This window comes from Dethiobacter alkaliphilus AHT 1, assembly GCF_000174415.1.
Classification (GTDB): Bacteria; Bacillota; Dethiobacteria; order Dethiobacterales; family Dethiobacteraceae; genus Dethiobacter; species Dethiobacter alkaliphilus.
Map to the genome: position 1 here is coordinate 1 of NZ_ACJM01000016.1, position 19567 is coordinate 19567.

The window sequence follows — 19567 nt, forward strand, 5'->3', positions numbered from 1 at the left end:
CTATAGGGACCAAACTCCGGTGAGTGCCCTTCCATTTTCATTTTACCAGCCGGCTGGTTAGAACGTCTAAGCTAAAACCATCCTCGTCCAGCGGAATAGAGTGGCGGTCGCCCTGATAATTGTAGATGGCGCCCAGGCCGCCCACGTAGCCCGGCTCCTCAACCAGCACCAAATCACCGGGGTTGAGAAAGACTTTGCTTAACAAATCCATTCCCTGCTGGGAACCGTTGGTGATCAGAATGTGGTCTACATCGGCTTTAATGCCTTCGCGGGTCATTTTCTGGGCCAGATATTCACGCAGTTCCTGGTTGCCTTCGGTGGGTCCGTACTGCAGGGCACATTTACCCTCTTCGCGGATTAAATCCTGCATTACTTCGTTTACTTTATCCATGGGGAAAAATTCGGCACTGGGAAATCCGCCTGCAAAAGACATTACATCCGGCTGTTCCGTCAGTTTAAAAAACTCCCGAATTTCCGATGTTTTCATTAATTTGGCGCGATCAGCGTATAAGTGATCAAATACCATTGTGCTGCACCTCCGTCAGGTTAAGAAAAATAAGTTAGTAAAGTAATAGATAAAACAAAAACTCCCGTCTCTGCAAATCTGCAGAGACGGGAGATATACCCGTGGTACCACTCTGATTACCGATTAAAAAATCGGTCACTCAAGCATCAGCTTTCTGGATAACGGCAGTGCCGGCGCCGCTTACTAAGATTCAGCGGGCAGCTCCGGGGCGGCCTACCTTTCACGATACCGAGGAACCTCTCAACTCATGGCTCCCTCTCTGTCGGTCGATCCTGGCTTCTTCCCCATCTTCGCTTTCTTTACAATATGAATTGTCTGCAAAATCCGTGCTTTGAAAAAAGTAAAACTTGAATGTAATTATAGCAGACGGCAAGCCGTTACGCAAGCTTATTTTTATAATTTTTTGAATTTATTTTTTCCATTTTTTGTTTAGGAGGAAAAGTGCTCATAACCGGACATGAACGCTTTTTTGTTGGTCTCCAAAAAGCGTGCCGGAACCACAGCTTCCAAAGCTTCCAGGAAGCTTTCCAGCGGAAACTCCAGGGAACGGGCCAACACACCCACCAGCACCACGTTGGATGCTTTGGGCTGCCCGCAGGCGCGGGCCGCTTCCAGCGCGTCCATGGCATAGATTTTCTCTTGGCCGGAGAGCGCTTCCATTTTTTCCATAATGGTTTGCGGGTATTTTTGAGCACCGATAATTACCGGCACCGGTTTAATCTCCTGAGTGTTCATCACCAGGGTGCCGCCGGGCCGTAAAAACGGCAGCCAGCGCCAGGATTCCAGCTTTTCCGAAGCTACGATATAGTCGGCCTGTCCCGCCTCAATCAACGGAGAGTGCACTTCCTCACCGTAGCGCATGTGGGTCAGTACACTGCCGCCACGCTGGGCCATGCCGTGGATTTCAGAAATTTTCAGGTCTAAGCCGTGGGCCTGAATCACATGGGCCAGAATCTTACTGGCCAGAATAATTCCCTGGCCGCCCACGCCGCCCATCAGAATACTGGTTGTTTTAGGCATTGTCGCCACCTGCCTTTACAATGGCATCAGATTTACATACCTGGACACATACGGCGCAGCCTACACAAAGGGAGCTGTCCACGGAATAAATTTCACCGTGTTGTGAAATGGCGGGGCAGCCCAGTTTCATACAGCGGCCGCAGGTTACGCATTTATCTTTGTCGATTTCATAGAGGTCTTTGGGGCTCTTGTCCTGCAGAGTACACATGCGGCGGACAATAATGACAGACGGCTCATCTGCCGCCGCTTCTTCCTTAATAACCGCTTCCAGTTCCTTAAGGTTAAAGGGATCTGCCTCACGTATCCGCTCCACTCCAAGGGCTTTGCAAATAGCGCTGATATCCAGGGCTAATGTGGGGTCCCCTTTTAAGGTGGATCCGGTTCCCGGATGATGCTGGTGGCCGGTCATGGCGGTGATGCGGTTATCCAGAATCATGGTCAGGGTGGTGCCGCGGTTATAAACCACATCGGCCAGTCCGGTCATGCCGGAGTGGAAGAAGGTGGAGTCACCGATTACCGCCACCACTTTACCCTTTAAATCTGCATTTCCTTTTTCAAAACCCAGGCCTGCTGAAACGCTGGCGCCCATGCAGACACAGGTATCCATGGCTTCTAAGGGCGCTAAACTTCCCAGAGTATAACAGCCGATGTCGCCGCTGACCACCATCTTCAGTTTCTTTAACATATAGAAAACACTGCGATGGGTGCAGCCGGGACACAAAACGGGCGGGCGCATGGGAATGGGCTCGTCACAATAGCCTGCTACTTCCAGCGGCTCGGTGTGGGGTTTGCCCAGGATTTTATCGGCAATCATGTTGGGGAAAATCTCACCGATTACCGGGAAATCTTCCTTGCCGCGGACTTTGATACCCATGGCTTTAATCTGCTCTTCCATGAAAGGATCAAGCTCTTCCACCACATACAGCTGGTCCACGCCGGAGGCGAATTCCTCCAGCTTTTTCTCGGGAAGCGGGAAATTAATGCCCAGCTTCAGCACCGAGGCTTCCGGCAGTGCTTCCCGTACATACTGGTAGCAGATACCGGCACAAATCACACCAATCTTTTTGTCTCGCCATTCAATGCGGTTTAGAGGAGACTGTTCCACATATTTGCGCAAAAGATCCATCCGCTCTTCCACCACCACATGACGCAACCGGGCGTAGGCGGGAATCATCACATTCTTTTTTAAATCCTTTTTATACGGACGTACTGCAACCGCTGTCCGCTCACCCTGCTCCACCAGTGTCTGGGCGTGGGAAATGCGGGTGGAGGACTTCAGCATCACCGGAGTATCGAACTCTTCGCTGATATCCAGGGCAATGGCAACCATGTCTTTTGCTTCCTGGCTGTCGGAAGGCTCCAGCATGGGCACTTTGGCCAGCCTGGCATAATGACGGCTGTCCTGTTCGTTCTGTGAACTGTGCATACCGGGGTCATCTGCGGCTACCAGTACCAGGCCGCCGTTTACACCGGTATAGGAAAAGGTCATTAGCGGGTCCGCCGCCACGTTCACTCCTACGTGTTTCATGGCCACCAAAACGCGGGAACCGGCGATAGATGCACCGATACCTACTTCCAGGGCCACTTTTTCATTACCGGACCATTGGGCGTCAATTTCGTCGTACCGGGCCACATTCTCCAGGATCTCCGTGCTGGGTGTGCCCGGGTATGCGGCAGCAAAATGTACCCCGGCCTCATAGGCACCACGGGCAATGGCTTCGTTGCCGCTCATCAGTGTCTTTTTCATCCTGTCCAACTTCCTCCCTAAACTGTTTTCCTTTTATCTATAACCCGTTTGGCTTTGCCCGTACTGCGTTCCAGGGATTTGGGCTCCACCAGTTTTACACGGGGACTTACCGTTAAAACATTGGCCAGCTTGCGGCTGATTTTTTTCTCCACCGCTTCCAGGTCACGGAATGAGCCGGTAAACTTCTCCCGGTTCAACTCCACATGAACTTCCAGATCATCCAGAAACGCCTTCTTTTTATCCACCACAATCAAATAGTGGGGGGCAACCTCCGGAATTTCCATCAACACACTTTCTATCTGAGACGGGAAAACATTGACCCCGCCAATAATCAGCATATCATCAGTGCGACCCGTTACTTTGCGCATCCTGGCGCCGGTGCGCCCGCAGGAGCAGGCATCACGGTTCAGCACAGAAATGTCTTTGGTGCGGTAGCGAATGATGGGGAATGCTTCCTTGGTCAGGGAAGTAAACACCAACTCCCCTTCTTCACCGTCGGGCAGCACCTCTCCTGTTTCCGGGTCAATTACCTCCACCAGGAAATGGTCTTCATTGATGTGCAGACCGGCCCGCGACTGGCACTCCCCGGCCACTCCGGGCCCCACAATTTCACTGAGCCCGTAGTTATCGGTGGCCACAATACCCAAACGCTCCTCAATCTGGGTGCGCATATTTTCCGTCCAGGGTTCGCCGCCAAACATCCCTACCCGCAGCGAAAGCTTTCTGGGATCCAGGCCCATGTCGTTGGCCACCTCTGAAAGGTACAGCGCATAGGTAGGCGTGCAAACCAGCACGTTAACGTCAAAATCCTGAATGAGCATAATCTGCTTTTCGGTGTTTCCCACCGAAGCGGGCACCACTGTGGCTCCCGCCTTTTCCAGTCCGTAATGGAGACCGAAGCCGCCGGTAAACAGACCGTAGGAAAAACAAATCTGGGCCACATCATCCTGGCTTACACCGGCCATGGTGGCCAGCCGGGCTATCAGGTTTGACCACATATCGATATCGTTTTGGGTATAACCAACCACAATGGGTTTACCGGTGGTACCGGAGGAAGCATGCAGACGCACAATATCTTTCATTGGCCGCGCAAACAACCCGTACGGATAATTGTCCCGCAGCGCATCTTTGGTGGTAAACGGAAACTTTTGCACGTCTTCCAGTGTCTGCAAATCATCGGGATGAACTCCCTCTCTGTCAAAAAGCTCCCGGTAAAACGGCACATTTTCATATACATTTCTGATTGTCTGCTGCAAAAGAGGCAATTGCTCCCGCCGCAGTTCTTCTTTGTCCATCATTTCTTTGGCCGCATCCCAGACCATTTTAACTCAACCCCTTCATCCAATGCAAAAACAGAACCGTCCCTGGTTTGCATTACTTTGTGAGACTTTGGGAACCGTCCCCGGCGTCTCAATTTGCTCCGTAAAAAAAAGCACCGCAAGAAAATATGCGGTGCCGCACTACTCCATCACCTACCGCACTACCTGCCTACAACTACATGTTCCTACCTGCTGCTCTTACAGAGCATATACCTCGCTACCGTCAAGTACCCGTATATTCTTTTCCTTTAGGGCTTTCATCGCAGCGTCGCAGTCTTCCACCCGGAAAACTACCAGCGCATCCTGTGATGTTTGCCCGATAAATGCGTAGAGATACTCAATATTGACATTTACCTTGCCCAGGGTGTCCAGTACATCGGCCAGCCCACCGGGTCTGTCCGGCACATCCACCGCAATCACTTCCGTTTCACTAACCATAAATCCTTCATCACGCAGAACCTGGTTGGCTTCCTCCGGCTTATTGACTATGAGACGCAGGATGCCAAAATCAGTGGTATCCGCAATAGACAAAGCACGGATGTTAATGTCATTGTCACCTAGGGCCCGGGTAACTTCCGCCAGGCGTCCTGATTTATTTTCCAGAAATACCGAAATCTGCTTAACTTTCACGCAAATCCCCCTTTCAGGCACTGTTTGTCTTCTATTCGACACTGCCGGCCTCATTCCTGCCTGGCAATTTTTTATTTTACTTTACGGTAAATGGCCGGCTTTACTTTTTGCAAGCCAAAACGTGCCGGGTTGGTAATCATTTCCGAACAGCCGATGATAAAGAAGCCGCCGGCCTGAAGGCCCTGAGTAAAACGGTCAATGAGGTTCTCCTGGGTTTCCACTGTGAAATAGATAAAAACATTGCGGCAAAGAATCAAATTGCAGCCGATCTCGTAACGGTCGGTTAACAGGTTTTGCCGCCGAAACTGGACACGGTTTTTGATTTGACTGTCCAGGAAAAATAACCCGTCCCGTTCATTAAAATAGCGTTTACGAAAACGTTCCGGCACATGCGTAAGCAGATTATCCGGGTATTTGCCTTCCTTTGCTTTGGCCAGGATATTTACATCAAAATCGGTGGCAAGGACACGCCAACTGCATCCGGGATCCTGTTCGGAGAGCAGCATGGCCAGGGAATAGGGTTCAGCGCCCACCGAACAGCCTGCGCTCCATACCTTAAGGGGTTTGCCACCTTGAAGCAGCTCGGGCAGCAGCTGCATCTCCAATGCCCGGTAAATGACGGGATCGCGGAAAAACTGTGACGTATTAATGGTCAGATAATCGGTAAAATGCCGCAGGATGTCCCCATCGTCGTTTAGCATCCGCATAAATGTATCATAATCCGCTGCCTTGTAGCGCTGCATCAACTGGTGAATCCTCCGCCGCATCTGCTGTTCTTTATAATGGCTGAGATCCAAGCCGATTTTGGCTTTTATTTTATGTTTGAATCCTTCATAATCCAGGGCCAGAGCCATCTTCCTTACCTCCCGCACAATGATGTAATGGCCGCCGCTATTTTTTCCAGGGGCAGAACCTGATCTGCCGCACCGGCCTGAATAGCGGCTCTGGGCATGCTAAAGATTGCCGAAGTGGCCTCGTCCTGGGCCAACACACTGCCGCCCTGACGCTTGATTTCCACCATGCCGTCGGCTCCGTCTTTGCCCATACCGGTCAGAATCACTCCCACCATCTGTTTGCCGTATACGGAGGCGGCAGAAAGCATCATCACTGTGGCTGACGGGCGTACATGCTGTACCGGGGGGTCCTGGGTCAGGCGCACCGTATGGTCCGAAGCCACCTCCAGGTGGAAGTTGCCCGGGGCTATATATGCCACACCGGCTAATATGGGCTCTCCCTCTTCTGCTTCTTTAATGCGGATTGCCGCCGCTTTGTTCAGCCTATCGGCCAGGGCTTTGGTAAATTTAGGCGGCATATGCTGTGTCACCAGCACCGCCGCCGGCAGGTTCTGCGGAAGGGAGAGTAGTACTGCTTCCAAAGCCCGCGGCCCTCCGGTAGAGGCACCAATGGCCACCACTTTTGCCGCGCTGCGCACCGCCGGTTTCTGCGGCACAAGCTTTGGAGGGAGCACAGGGACCGGCCCGGACTGCACTTTAACCTGGGCGGCCACCGCTGCCTTTGTCAGAAGCTGCTCTTTTAGAGTTTCCTTGACGTTACCATGATGCAATTCAGGTTTGGTGATAAAATCAACCGCCCCGATGGAAAGCGCTTCAACCGTTACCTGGCTGCCCTGCTGTGTCAGACTGGAGAGCATAATAACAGGAACATCAAAACGGCGCACAATCTCTTTTAAAGTCGCCAATCCGTTTAAACGGGGCATTTCCACATCCAGTGTAACCAGACCCGGCTGGAATTTAATGATTTTTTCCAGCGCGTCCACACCGTCCCGGGCGATGGCTACTACCTTAAAACGGGGGTCTGCATTAAATATATCCTTAACAATGCGGCGCATCAGCGCCGAATCATCTACCACCAGAACCTTAACGGGCTCCATATAAACCTCCAGATTATTAATCTATTGAGTCTGATACTGCGCCTAAAGCTCTCTTTCACCGTTGCCGACGGTGGAGACCAGCACCGTCCCGTCGGCAGCCATCACTTTCATTGTTCTGCCCACACTGCCGCCTACGTCTTCGCTGGTGATGGGTACGCGCAGCCCGGCCAACACGGACCGGACAGAGGCGATGTTTTTTTCGCCCACGGAAAGCGTCTTATTTTCAAAGGAGAAAAGCTGGCTTCCGCCAGCAATTTTGGCTTTTATACGGTTTGGCCTGGCGCCGAATCTTGCCATATCCTCAAGCAGCAGAGGTAGCGCCGTATCGGCAAACTTGCCCGGATTGGACTGGTTTTTAAATAAAGAACTGTCCGAGAGCAAAATATGGGCCAGCCCCGCTACTTTGGCAGAAGAATCATAGAGAGCTACCCCTACACAGGAACCAAGCCCCACCGTAATTAACATCCCCTCTTCCTTGAGAGCGGCGTAGTCTGCAATTTTTACCCGGATACTCTGCGTGTTCATTTAGCAACTCCGTCAATTAACAATTTAACCACCGTGTCCAGAGCGTCAATATCGGGGATAATCAGAAAGTTGCCGTCAATATCTCCCGAGTCGGTGGAAAATGCCGTCTTCAACACCAAAATATAGTCCTCGGCCACATTGGCCTCGGCAAGTACCGTTCCCAGAATGGCGCCGGCCATATCCACCGCCAACTGTGGCGGTTCGGGCAAAAACGTCAGGTCGGTCATATAGGACAGCGCATTAAGATATGCTGCGGTAACAATATTACCGACCTCAAGCAGCACAGAACGCCCCATCTCACCATCCAAAGAATGTTCACGGCCTGTAAGATTGGTTACCAGAGACTGGGCACTCTCCTCACCCATTAAAAACACGGTGTAAAACGAGATGTCACCGGGAGCTTTAATAAACACTCCCTGTACCGGTTTCTCCGCGCCTCCCAAAAGATCCGGAATTTCATCCAGCGGACACAGATCCACCTCAGGAACATACATATCGACCCGCTGATAGTTTAAAAGCTGAGACAGGGATGTGGTGGCATTCCCGGCCCCGATATTACCAACTTCCTTTAAAATATCCAGCTTAAAGTCTTGGTTCAGCTCAGGCATATTTTCTCTCCTTTTACCTTAACCGATTACTTTTTGTACGGCGTTAATAATCCTGTCTGCCTGAAAAGGTTTAACAATAAAGTCCCGGGCACCGGCATTTAATGCTTCAATTACCAGCGCTTTCTGACCCATGGCACTGCACACCACAATTTTTGCCCCAGGGTCGGTCTCCATAATTTTCTTAATGGCTGTGATGCCGTCCATATTGGGCATGGTAATGTCCATGGTAACCAGGTCGGGGCGAAGTTCCTTATATTTATCTACGGAAACCTGTCCGTCTTCTGCCTCACCAACCACCTCATACCCATTCTTCTCCAAAATGTTGCGCAAAGTCATGCGCATAAAAGCTGTGTCATCTGTGATTAAAACCTGTCTTCCCACCGCTTTTCCTCCTTCTCTTCAAGTCATCTCCCGAAAGCGAAAAATTTATCTCACGGCTGCTGCCGTTAGTAACAAGTATTAAATAAGATTGGAAACATCCAGGATTAAGGCCACTTTTCCGTTGCCCAACACAGTGGCTCCGGCCACGCCGGGTATACCTTCCACCACTTTGCTCAGAGACTTAATAACAATCTCCTGCTGTCCCAGCAGAACGTCCACCACCAGGCCGGCCTTCCGGCTTCCGGCCTCCACAACCACCACCGAAAGCTCATCATGGTTATGTGTGGCCTGCATGCCCAGCGCCTCATCCAGATGAATCAGAGGCAGCACTTCATCACGCAGGTTAATAACATTTTCACCCTGAATGGTTTTGATGTCCGCAGGGGTCACGTACAGGTTTTCGCGAATGGACTCAATGGGGATGGCATATGTTTCGCCGGCCAATTCCACCAAAAGCGCCTTAATAATTGCCAAAGTCAGCGGCAACCGGACATAAAAAGTTGTGCCGCTGCCCGGTTCTGTTTTAATGTCCACATTACCGTTCATACTTTCGATTACTGTTTTTACCGCATCCATGCCCACACCGCGCCCTGAGATATCGGTAACCTGTTCCGCGGTGGAAAACCCGTTTCGGAATACTAGCCGCGCCGCATCTTCATCGGACAATCGCTGCGCTTCAGCAGAACTTATTAAGCCTTTTTGCACCGCTTTTTCCCTGACCACGTCGGCGTTAATGCCTTTACCGTCATCACTGACGGAAATCAGGACAAAAGATCCTTCATGGCGGGCATCCAACAATACGGTGCCTTCTTCCGGCTTACCTGAGGCCACCCTGTCTCCGGGAGGCTCAATGCCGTGATCCACCGAATTACGCAGTAGATGGACCAGGGGGTCTCCGATTTGATTGACGATGGAGCGGTCCAGCTCCGTTTCTTCCCCCTGAATCTGCAGGTTGACCTTTTTGCCTTTTTCCTGGCTTAAATCGCGCACCATACGGGGGAAACGGTCAAACACCTGCTTGATGGGAACCATGCGCAGCTTCATAACAGCACTTTGCAGATCCGTTGTTATTCTGTCCAGCTGCTCCACGGAGCTGACCATTTCGGTCATGGCTTCTGATTTGCTTAGCTCCACCACCCTGGTGCGGTTGATAACCAACTCACCCACCAGGTTAATCAGCTTATCCAGTTTTTCCGTCTCCACACGAATGGTCTTTTCAGCAGATCGGCGCACAACTTTTTTAGTTTCACCGTTTGCTTCTTCGCCAGCCGCCACTTCTGCCTTAACCTGACCCTCCGGCCTTTTGGCCACCTCGTCAGTCTTGCTCACGGATTCCTGGGAAACTTCCCGCAGTGTTACCCGCTCCACCTCGGCAATCTGGCTCAGTTCCTCACGGATTGTTTCATCATCGGTTTTAGTCAGCAAAACAATATCAAAGCTGTTATCAAACTGCTCCTCTTCCAATTCCTGTGCCGAGGGGACAGATTTAACAACATGGCCCAACCTCTCCAGAGCTTTAAAGACCATATAAGCCCGAACCGACTTTAGCAGACAGGTGGCCTCCAGCGCCACCTGGATATGCCGGGCACATTCCCCATTTTCCGCAGACCGGATTAATTCCTTTTCAAACTCATCCAGATCCATCTCCGCAGAAGCATAGCTCCGTCCGCTTTCTGCGTCCTCATCAGGCTGGGCATCACACACGCTGCACAGCTTTGCCACCAGCGCATTGACCTGCCCCATACCCGCCTCCGGGTCGTCCAGACTATCCAAAAGAGTTTCCAATAAGTCCAATGATTCAAATAGCAGGTTGGCCACATTCCGATCCACCTGCAAAAGGCCCTGGCGTAGCAGATCCAGCACATTTTCCATTTGATGAGTCAGGTTGGCCAGCAGTTGAAAACCCATGGTTGCCGACATGCCTTTGAGGCTGTGGGCCGCCCGGAACATTTCCTGCAGGATTTCTTCATCGGGATTATGTTCCAGCTCCAGAAGTGCAGTATTTAAGCCCTGCAGATATTCCTGAGCCTCCGCCAAAAAAATATCTCTGTATTCACTGGTGTCCATTGTTTCACCTCGCTGGCTTAAGCAAGCTTATATTGCTCCGTTAAACGCTGCATCTTTTCGGCCATCCCGGCCAACTCCTGGGCAGCCGCCGCCGTTTCCTGGGCTCCGGCGGCCGTTTCCTGCGTAATGGCAGACACAGTGTCAATGGAGGTTACAACCTGTTTGTTATTATCCAGTTGCGTCTGTGATGCACGGGAGATGTCCTCCACCATGGCCGCCACTTCCGTGGAACCGCGAATAATGGACTCCAGTGCCTCGCCGGCTCTGCCGGCCACCACCGAACCCTGTTCCACCGCACTCACCGCCGCGGTGGTGCCTTCCTGAATCCCCACAATAAGCTGCTCGATTTCCTGAGTCGCCTCACTGGAGCGTTCCGCCAGCTTGCGCACTTCGTCGGCCACCACAGCAAACCCTTTGCCGTGTTCACCGGCCCGCGCCGCTTCGATGGCGGCGTTTAACGCCAACAGATTGGTTTGTTCCGCAATTTCGTCGATAACCTTGATAATCTCTCCTATTTGCTGCGAGCTTTTGCCCAACTCCTGCACCGTTTCCTGAATCTGACGCATGCTTTCCACCGCTTCCATCACCGACTGTCCGCCGCTCTGTGCCAAATCGGTGGCTTCCGCAGCGGTGCCGGCGGCGCTCATGGCGCTGCCCGCCACCTGCTGTATAGCAGCGCTGGCATCGGTGATGATGGCGGCGGCGCTTTGTACTTCGTTGGCCTGATTTTGATTGCCGGAAGCAATTTCTTCAGAGGATGCGGCAATTTCCTGCGCAGAAGCGGCCAGATTTTCTGAGGCTTCCTTGATTATCTTCAAGGCCTTGGCCAGGTTGGTAAATTCTCGGTTACATGCCTTAGCCAATGCTCCCAATTCGTCATTTGTCTTTTCTTCGATACGAACCGTCAAATCACCGGTTGAGACAGTCTCCAGCCCGCTGACCACAGACTTCACCGGGCCGACCACGGCATGCTGCAATAACTGCATATAGCCCACAATACTGACGGCCACAATCACCACGGCAAACAAGGCCATATTACGCAGCAGTGCGGCCAGGGCGCTGCGCATTTCTTCGGTCTGTAAAACTGCTTCGGTATTTACACTATGTAAAACAATGGCAAACATCACAGCAAACACGGCAAGTATGTACAGGGTGGTAAACAACGTTAATTTTGTCTTTATGCCTGTGCGCATCCCAATCCCCCTACTGGCCAAGCAGTGCTTCCGACACCGGTCCCGGCTGCAGCTGCTCCAGTTCCACCTGCTCATCGGTGGAGAGTATTTTCTCCAGGTCCAGAATAATAATCAGTCGGTCATCTAACTTGCCTACGCCGGAGATAAACTCAGTGCGGGTACCGGCCAGTCTCCGCGGCGGTGCATCCACAGCAGACACAGCAAGATGAAGTACTTCTGTAACCGAATCCACTATAAGGCCTACCAGGCTTTCATCTATTTCCACAATGATAATACGGGTCTGTTCCTCTTGTGCCTCGCCGGCAATGCGGAAGCGCTTGCGCAAATCTATGACGGGTATGACTTCCCCTCTTAGATTAATTACCCCTTCAATAAAGTCCAGCGACTGCGGTAAGGGGGTAATCTGCGTAAGTTTTAAAACTTCCCGTACTTTTTGAATATCCACCGCAAATTCTTCCCCTTGCAGAAAAAACGCCACCAGCTGCAACTCTTCCTGACTCTGCTCTTCATTTTTCTTCACCAGGCTGTTCAAGGCAATGGCCTCCTTTGTTCTCAGTTTCTCTTCCAATCCTGCATTATCTCTGTGATTTTAATGCCGAACCGTTCGTTGTAATGGACCACTTCCCCACGGGCCACCAGCTTGCCGTTGGCCAGTATATCCACCGGTGCATCGGCGGGACAGGAAAGCTCCACCACCGACCCGGCCTTGGCGGCCATTAATTCTTTCAGCGGCAGCTTACGCCGCCCCAACAGACCGGTTATCTCTACAGGGATATCACGTATTAAATCCAGCTGCAGCCCGCGTTCTTCCGGCAACGTACTTTCCGGAGAGCTTTCCTGCAGCCAGTCTTGGGGCTCTGTGGACATTACCGGCTCCACGTCCTCCACATTGGGCAGCAGGGGTTCAACCACAGGCTCCGTCTCTTGGGCAAAATCGTGATTCTCCTCTTCGCCGGCAAAAGCTCCCAAGAGCACTCCGGCCATTTCGCGGGCAAACTTCAGCGGAATTAGCTGAATCAGGTCGCTGTCCAGGATGTCGGCAACCTCCATCCTAAACGATACCTGTACCATGGGGTCATCAATATTTACAGTCAAATCCGCCTCTTCGGCAGGATTGCCGTATTCGGTCACCGGCGGGGTAATATCCACTTCCCGGGAAAACATTTCTGCCAAAGCGGTGGATGAGGAACCCATCATCTGGTTCATGGCTTCACTGACGGCACTGAGACGAATCTCGTCCAACTCGCCCAAAGGGCCGTCGGTGGGCTCCCCCATCATGACGGCGGCAATCAGCGCCGCATCCTGCTCCCCCATAATCAGGACATTCTCTCCGGAAAGGCCGGTTCGGTAGCGAACGTTTACCACCACACACGGCTGCGGGTACTGCTCCCTTACCTGGCGCAGCGTGGTGATGGATATCCGGGGAGTTGTAATATTGACCCGGTTATCCAAAAGCGTTGATAACGCGGTGGCTGCCGCACCCATGGAAATATTGCCGATTTCCGCTATTGTATCTCCTTCATCGGCAGAAATGGCTTCTTCCTTAACCCCTTCTTCAACTTTTTCCTCAGTTCCGTCGGTGAAACTACCTAACAACTCGGCAACCATATTCTCCGCAAACTCTAAGGGCAGAACCTGCAGCATGGTACTGTTCACATAATCACCGATGCTTAAATCAAAGGACACCTTTATCACTTCATCACTGTCTAAGGCAAATTCTCCGATCTGCTTTTCCTGTGTGCTCAGGTCTTCCACATAAGTCAGGTCCGGAGGGGTAATATCAACTAGGCGGCCCAGCATCTCAGACATGGCCGTGGCCGAAGAGCCCATCATCTGGTTCATGGCCTCACTGATGGCACTAAGATACAGCTCGTCCAAAACTTCAGGAACGGGCAAATCCGCGTCACCCATCATCATGTTGGCAATCACCCCGGCATCACAGCGGGAAAGGATAAACATATTGCTGCCCTCAATGCCTTTGCTGTAACGCACCCTGGCCAAAACGCAGGGAACGGGATAAGCCTCCCTGATTTTACCCATGGACGTATATGTAAGTGTGGGAGTAGTAATTTCTACCCGGTGCCCCAACAGATTGGACAGGGCGGTGGCGGCCGCACCCATGGCAATGTTTCCGTTTTCAGCCAGTGCGTCCAGCTGCAATGATGTAAGCTTTTTCACATTAAACCGCCTTCCTTATTAAAGCTGGTAAACTTATTGCGACCTTATTTCGACAACTACTTACATATTCCTTCCTGAATTGGCATAGACCAGTTAAAAACAGGCCTGTTAAGCCTGTTTTAGAGCATATTTTCAATTCTTTGCTGTGGGGTGATAATCTGAGAAATGCGGACACCGAAATGCTCTCCCACCACCACCACTTCTCCGCGGGCGATTAATTTGCCGTTTAGGGTAATATCCACCGGTTCTCCCACATTGCGGTCAAAATCCACAATGGCGCCGGGAGCCAGTGATACCACATCCAAAATAGGCTTTTCCGTCTTGCCCAAACTAACGGAAACACGCAAAGGAATATCCAAAATCCGCTCCAGATTAGGATGGCTCTGCATCCCGGCATTTGCGGCCCGGGGCTTATTTTTTTTGGGCTGGGGCATCTCTTTGGCCTGAAATGACAAGTCCTCAACCACCGGCGTTTCTTCCGTCTCCGACGGAACCTGGGTCAAAAGCGCATCTATTTCCGCCTGGGATAACAGGGAATCACTCATTCGGCTTCGCCCCCTTCCGCATGAAGGAACTGCACGGCACGGCGGCCTTTGGAAACGCCGGCCTGTATCTTAAACATGGGCTTTTCTTCAACCAATAACGTCATGGGGCAATCCACCCGCTGGTCCAACAAAATAACATCGCCTTCCTCAAACTGCAGAAAATCCTCCATTTGCACTGTAGAGGACCCCAAAACCGCAGTTAATTCCACATCCACGTCCTCCAGCCCCGTTTCCAGCATACGGCTGTGCACTCCGCCGGAGATTTGTGAATTGGAAAACCAATGCTGTGCGGTAAGGTTGGCAATAACCGGCTCCAGCGTTATGAAAGGAAAACAGACATTAATCAAACCTTCAGAGTCACGGATTTTTGTACTCAGGGTTAAAAGGGCCACCGTCTCATTAGAGGCAATCATCTGGTTGAACTGTGGATTTGTATCCATATTTTCAATCTGGGGCGATAATTCATTGATATCTTCCCAGGCGTAGCGCAGGTTCTCCAAAATCTTGTTAACTATACGCCGCATCACCGTCAACTCAATCTCCGTCAATTCCCGGATTTGTTTTGGCGTTTTCCCTTCGCCGCCAAAAAGCAAATCAATGATGGGGAAAACAAACTGGGGGTTTGTTTCCAGCATGGCGCTGCCCATGTTGTCCGACGCTTTAAAAATACTCATCAGCGTTGGGGTAGGCAAAGAAAATATAAACTCTTCAAAGGTAACCTGCGAAACCGACGCCAGTGTAACCTGTACCGGGGTGCGCAGATACGCGGTGAGAAAATTGGACAGAATGCGGGCAAAATTTTCATGCACAATTTGCAATGTGCGCATCTGATCTTTGGAAAACTTATTTGGGCGCCGGAAGTCATAAACCTGCACCGGCGTGTCTGATGTCTGTGGTTCTTCTTCTGCTATTTCCCCTGTGGATAGGGCATGAATTAAAGAATCGATTTCATTTTGCGACAGTACATCCTTCATGTTCTCACCACCAGTTGTCAATTAGCTAAACATTCGACAGAGATGGTAAATTTCCTCTTTATTACCTGTATTTTTCCCCGTTTGTCATATTTGGCAGGATAATGCAGATAAAGCACGAATTGTAGCATTGAAAGATAGGTAAAGGGTAAATGGAGGTTTAGCAGCTATGAGCAAACAGACAGCGGCGAGAATTACCATTAGTGCAGATAAGATGCAGGCCGAACTTTATATTGCGGCGGATGACCAGGTGTCCGCAGAGGATATCACCAGTGAAATTAAAGCGGCGGGAGTATGCTTTGGCCTAAACAAGGAAGCTGTAAACACTGCCTTAACCAGCAGAGACGTCTCCGTTACACTGGCCATAGGTGAGCCGCCCCAACCAGGCAGCGAAGATAGCCTGGAATTTCATGTGCCGGAGCACATGCTGGACAAGGATGTCTGCCTGGGCATCCGTGAAGACCTGCAGCGCAAATCGGAAATCCCCTCTGTGGAAGCGGGCCAGCCCATTGTGACCCGCATTGCCGGCACTCCCGGAACTCCCGGCACCGATGTATTGGGTAATACTGTGGAGCCGCCGCCCGTACCAACTCTTTATCTGCGTGCTTTATCGGGAACCGAATTAAGTGAAGACGGCAATACGGTGGTTGCCACCATTACCGGACGCCCCCGCCTGGAACGGGACGGCAGGATGTACCGCCTGCAGGTCCAGCCCAGCTACACTCACCCCGGTGACGTAACCACCTCAGTGGGCCACCTGGTCTTTCAGGGAGATGTCTCCGTTTTCGGTAACGTCATGGAAGGCACATCCATTTCCGCCACCGGCAATATCGAAATTCTGGGCAGTGTGAATGGCGCAATGCTGCAGGCAGGTCAAAGTATCAGGGTTACCGGCAACGTGATTAAAAGTGAAATTACTTCCGGCACAGAACGCCTCTTTTGGCAGCAGGTTGCTCCTATTATGGAGCAGATCTCCCTGCAGCTGTACGAACTGGCGGGAGTACTGGAGCAGTTGGATGAACGGGGTCAGTTGTCGCAGCTGCCATTTGCCCAAATTGCCTCCCGCGTAATTTCCCTGCGCTTTGAAGAATACCCCAAGACACTGCAGACCCTGCAGCAGGCAGTTTTGCCGCAAAATAAAAAAACACCGCTTCCCAGCGGTGCTGAAGAACTATTACCTCTTGTACAGAGTCTGAACCCGGAGCACTGGACCAATTTAAGTGACCTGCAAACATTGGCCGCCCGCGTCTACCAAAACAAAATCAGTGTTTCTGATATGACGGAAATTCATGCCGATATTAACTTATCCTACACTCTAAACGCTAAAATCCGCTCCGCCGGCAGTATCATCGTAGAAGGACAGGGCTGTATTCATTCGCTTTTGGAAGCCGGTGATGAAATCCAGGTTCAGGGCAAGCTCCGCGGCGGCTCCGTGCAGGCTACCAAACGCATTTTTGCCCGGGAAGTGGGCTCTGAGGCCGGCGCCATAACCACTTTAATCACTGGCAAGAGTGGCCGCATAGATATTGATAAGGCTTATGAAAATACTGTGTTTGTGGTGGGCAAAGGCACCAGAAAGATCAGCGAGCAGATAGGCAGGACCACTGCCAGCCTGAATCAGGAAGGACTGGTACAGTTACTGAGCCGCCACTGATATTTTCTTACTTACCACTTTCAGACTGTCCTTAACGGAATCGTTATCCGGCTCCAGCTGCAGTGCACGACGGTACCAATGCCAGGCCAGGCCCCATTGTTCCAATTGAAAGCAAACATAACCCAAAACTGCGGCACAACTGGGGCTGTCCGGGTTTAACCGCAGAGCCTGCTCCAGATACGGCAGGGCGCGTTTTGCTTCCCCCTGGCGGCATAAAACAATTCCAAGATTGGAAAATAACGGCGCATGGTGATCACAGTTGCGCACCGCCTGCTCGTAGGCCCAGATAGCCGCCTCATTTTCCTCCAGCCGTGCCCAGCAATTGCCCAGATTAAAAAAGGCCGGCCAATAGTCGGGATCACAGACCACGGCGGAAAGAAAATAATATGATGCCTGGCGGTAGGCACCGCAAGGCATAAGCAGTGCGCCCTGTCTGTTATAATCCGCAGCGGCGTTTTTTTTATGGTTCTGGGGTGCAAATCGCATATAAAAAAACCTCCCGGTAATTTTTTCCTTATACCAACAGTATAGTCACCGGGAGGTTTTCTTATGCATTTTTTGCCGGACAAGCTGTTTTATCTGTAGAGCTGATTGGCAATGCTCCACATTTCCTCTGCGGTACGCAAAGCACGGGAATTCAGCTCAAAAGAACGCTGGTTGATAATCAGCTGGGTCATTTCAGCTGCCAAATCCACATTGGAGCTTTCCAAATACCCCTGGGAAACCCTGGATCCTTCGCCGGGGAAGGCAAGAAGTGCAGCCCCGGAGGCCGGGGTGGCCTGCAGCAGGTTATCTCCCAGCTGCTCCAGACCGTGAGGATTATCAAAATAAGCCAATTGCAGCATACCCAGCGGGACTACTGTACCGTCTTCATATACGGCGCTTACTGCTCCCTCGGGAGCCACATTAACCTCATATTGGCCCTCCGGCAGCTGGGGAAAAACAACCCGGTACCCCTGTGAGTTCACAATATTTCCCTCACTGTCCCGGGAAAAGCTGCCGTCACGGGTATAAGCCATACCTCCGCCCGGCAGGGTTATCTGAAAATAGCCGTCACCCACAATGGCCATATCCAGATCTCTGTCAGTCTGCAGATAGGTTCCGGGCCGCAAATCGGAGCGAATGGCCGCCACCTTACTGCCCACACCCACTGTCTTGGGATGCTCGCCGGCAGCCGCCGGCTCCACCGCATTTCCCCGCCGCTCTATGGACTGATAAACTAAATCGGAAAACAGGGTTGTTTTCTTTTTATAGCCCGTGGTATTTACATTGGCAATATTATGAGCAGTCACATCAATTTTTTGCTGTTGGGCCCGCATACCGCCCGCCGCATTCCAAAGTCCGCGAATGGTCATCTGTTTTCCCCCTTATCTTAGAGCAGCAATTTCGTTGGTGGCTTTGCGCAACATATCATCCTGGGCCTGCACTACCCTTTGGTTTGTTTCATAGGCACGCATGGCGGCCAGCATCTGTACCATCTCCTGTACAGCCTGTACATTTGAGCCTTCCAAAAAGCCCTGTTTTACCATGCCGGTAACCGGCTGCTGCTCGGCCCCTTCAGCGGCGGTAAACAATGAGTCGCCGACTTTCTGCAGTTCTGAGTTATCGGCAAAACTGACCCGAGCCAACTGGCCCTGCATGGCATCATTGACAAAAACATTTCCCGCCTGGTCAATTTGCACCTCTCCTGCCGGTAATTGCAGCGGGCCTGTGGTTCCCATTACTCTGTGGCCCTGGTCATTGACCAGCATGCGGTCCGCATCAATGGAAAAGGCCCCATTGCGGGTATAGCGCAGCCCCTGTTCTGTTTCCACCACAAAATAGCCGTCTCCGGCCATGGCCACATCCAGGTCCCGTCCCGTTTCCTGCAGGCTGCCCTGTTCATGGGATGTATGAATTCCGTCAATCAGCGAACCCACACCCAGAGAGCCGATAACGGGACGAACTCCAAAAGGCTGCCTGTCCCCCAGGCGCACCACCGGTTGCTCCCCGTGGGAACGCTGCAAAGCCAGATCCCTTTTAAATCCTGTAGTTTCACTGTTAGCCAGATTATTGGTGATGGTTTCCTGCCTGGTTGATTCCACCATCATGCCGCTGGCTGCGGTGTAAAGCCCTCGTATCATTGTTCATCCCCGCCTTTCTCACTGTCACTGCTTCCAGCTCCACTGCTCATTCCGGAAAAAGGCACTACTTCCTCCGGAAATACCATCCCCTGATTGCGGGCCAACTGTTCCACACGTTCCGGCGGCAGCGGGCGGGTTGCCTGCATCAGCATAATCAGAGCAGCCAGAAGAAGTCCCAGGCCAAAGCCC

General features: G+C 51.8%; 21 protein-coding genes. 1 reads left to right on the plus strand and 20 read right to left on the minus strand.

The window, feature by feature from the left end:
• Window positions 1–37 precede the first annotated feature (37 nt).
• The 16 genes from DEALDRAFT_RS12790 to fliM all read right to left on the minus strand — a co-directional run bounded on the left by DEALDRAFT_RS12790 (window position 38) and on the right by fliM (window position 15604).
• Window positions 38–526, minus strand: a complete 489-nt coding sequence (locus tag DEALDRAFT_RS12790) for an aminotransferase class I/II-fold pyridoxal phosphate-dependent enzyme (RefSeq protein ID WP_008518162.1) — start codon at window positions 524–526, stop codon at window positions 38–40.
• 429 nt (window positions 527–955) lie between these two features.
• Window positions 956–1546 (minus strand): indolepyruvate oxidoreductase subunit beta, encoded by a 591-nt coding sequence (locus DEALDRAFT_RS12795; protein WP_008518163.1) that lies wholly within the window; start codon window positions 1544–1546, stop codon window positions 956–958.
• Window positions 1539–3293 carry an indolepyruvate ferredoxin oxidoreductase subunit alpha gene (gene iorA / locus DEALDRAFT_RS12800; RefSeq protein WP_008518165.1) on the minus strand — a complete coding sequence of 585 codons (1755 nt, stop codon included), beginning with the start codon at window positions 3291–3293 and terminating at the stop codon, window positions 1539–1541. The genes DEALDRAFT_RS12795 and iorA overlap by 8 nt, the downstream gene beginning before the upstream one ends.
• 17 nt (window positions 3294–3310) lie before the next feature.
• Complete coding sequence (locus DEALDRAFT_RS12805) at window positions 3311–4615, minus strand: phenylacetate--CoA ligase family protein (protein ID WP_008518167.1); 1305 nt, start codon at window positions 4613–4615, stop codon at window positions 3311–3313.
• A 195-nt stretch (window positions 4616–4810) separates the two neighbouring features.
• Entirely contained in the window at window positions 4811–5242 is a 432-nt protein-coding gene (locus DEALDRAFT_RS12810; protein ID WP_008518169.1) for an ACT domain-containing protein, read from the minus strand.
• Between the two features lie 71 nt (window positions 5243–5313).
• The gene (locus DEALDRAFT_RS12815; protein ID WP_008518170.1) at window positions 5314–6096 is read right to left on the minus strand and encodes a CheR family methyltransferase; all 783 of its coding nucleotides are present in this window, start codon (window positions 6094–6096) and stop codon (window positions 5314–5316) included.
• Between the two features lie 5 nt (window positions 6097–6101).
• Window positions 6102–7133: a protein-glutamate methylesterase/protein-glutamine glutaminase gene (locus tag DEALDRAFT_RS12820; RefSeq protein WP_008518172.1), complete on the minus strand. Its 1032-nt coding sequence runs from the start codon at window positions 7131–7133 to the stop codon at window positions 6102–6104.
• Window positions 7134–7175: 42 nt separating this feature from the next.
• Window positions 7176–7658, minus strand: a complete 483-nt coding sequence (locus tag DEALDRAFT_RS12825; RefSeq protein ID WP_008518173.1) for a chemotaxis protein CheD — start codon at window positions 7656–7658, stop codon at window positions 7176–7178.
• The gene (locus DEALDRAFT_RS12830; RefSeq protein ID WP_008518175.1) at window positions 7655–8266 is read right to left on the minus strand and encodes a chemotaxis protein CheC; all 612 of its coding nucleotides are present in this window, start codon (window positions 8264–8266) and stop codon (window positions 7655–7657) included. The genes DEALDRAFT_RS12825 and DEALDRAFT_RS12830 overlap by 4 nt, the downstream gene beginning before the upstream one ends.
• An 18-nt stretch (window positions 8267–8284) precedes the next feature.
• A complete protein-coding gene (locus DEALDRAFT_RS12835; RefSeq protein WP_008518177.1) occupies window positions 8285–8647 on the minus strand; it encodes a response regulator in 363 nt (120 codons plus the stop codon).
• A 78-nt stretch (window positions 8648–8725) separates the two neighbouring features.
• A complete protein-coding gene (locus tag DEALDRAFT_RS12840) occupies window positions 8726–10714 on the minus strand; it encodes a chemotaxis protein CheA (protein ID WP_008518179.1) in 1989 nt (662 codons plus the stop codon).
• Between the two features lie 17 nt (window positions 10715–10731).
• Window positions 10732–11907, minus strand: coding sequence for a methyl-accepting chemotaxis protein (locus DEALDRAFT_RS12845; RefSeq protein WP_008518181.1), 1176 nt, complete (start codon window positions 11905–11907; stop codon window positions 10732–10734).
• Between the two features lie 10 nt (window positions 11908–11917).
• A complete protein-coding gene (locus DEALDRAFT_RS12850) occupies window positions 11918–12439 on the minus strand; it encodes a chemotaxis protein CheW (RefSeq protein ID WP_008518184.1) in 522 nt (173 codons plus the stop codon).
• Between the two features lie 20 nt (window positions 12440–12459).
• Entirely contained in the window at window positions 12460–14085 is a 1626-nt protein-coding gene (fliY, locus tag DEALDRAFT_RS12855) for a flagellar motor switch phosphatase FliY (protein WP_008518186.1), read from the minus strand.
• 119 nt (window positions 14086–14204) lie between these two features.
• Complete coding sequence (gene fliN, locus DEALDRAFT_RS12860) at window positions 14205–14630, minus strand: flagellar motor switch protein FliN (RefSeq protein WP_008518188.1); 426 nt, start codon at window positions 14628–14630, stop codon at window positions 14205–14207.
• Window positions 14627–15604 (minus strand): flagellar motor switch protein FliM, encoded by a 978-nt coding sequence (gene fliM / locus DEALDRAFT_RS12865; RefSeq protein ID WP_008518189.1) that lies wholly within the window; start codon window positions 15602–15604, stop codon window positions 14627–14629. The genes fliN and fliM overlap by 4 nt, the downstream gene beginning before the upstream one ends.
• A 166-nt stretch (window positions 15605–15770) precedes the next feature.
• On the opposite strand from fliM, the gene DEALDRAFT_RS12870 reads away from it, so the two are divergent.
• A complete protein-coding gene (locus tag DEALDRAFT_RS12870; RefSeq protein ID WP_008518192.1) occupies window positions 15771–17255 on the plus strand; it encodes a DUF342 domain-containing protein in 1485 nt (494 codons plus the stop codon).
• Here the strand turns inward: DEALDRAFT_RS12870 and DEALDRAFT_RS12875 are convergent.
• From DEALDRAFT_RS12875 to DEALDRAFT_RS16940, 4 genes are all read right to left on the minus strand, one after another.
• Window positions 17238–17741 (minus strand): tetratricopeptide repeat protein, encoded by a 504-nt coding sequence (locus DEALDRAFT_RS12875; RefSeq protein WP_008518193.1) that lies wholly within the window; start codon window positions 17739–17741, stop codon window positions 17238–17240. The two genes, DEALDRAFT_RS12870 and DEALDRAFT_RS12875, sit on opposite strands and share 18 nt — an antisense overlap.
• A gap of 89 nt (window positions 17742–17830) precedes the next feature.
• A complete protein-coding gene (locus DEALDRAFT_RS12880) occupies window positions 17831–18610 on the minus strand; it encodes a flagellar hook-basal body protein (RefSeq protein ID WP_008518195.1) in 780 nt (259 codons plus the stop codon).
• A gap of 12 nt (window positions 18611–18622) precedes the next feature.
• Window positions 18623–19378 carry a flagellar basal-body rod protein FlgF gene (gene flgF / locus DEALDRAFT_RS12885; protein ID WP_008518196.1) on the minus strand — a complete coding sequence of 252 codons (756 nt, stop codon included), beginning with the start codon at window positions 19376–19378 and terminating at the stop codon, window positions 18623–18625.
• Entirely contained in the window at window positions 19375–19530 is a 156-nt protein-coding gene (locus DEALDRAFT_RS16940) for a hypothetical protein (protein WP_153246594.1), read from the minus strand. Before DEALDRAFT_RS16940 ends, flgF begins: the two co-directional genes overlap by 4 nt.
• Window positions 19531–19567 lie beyond the last annotated feature (37 nt).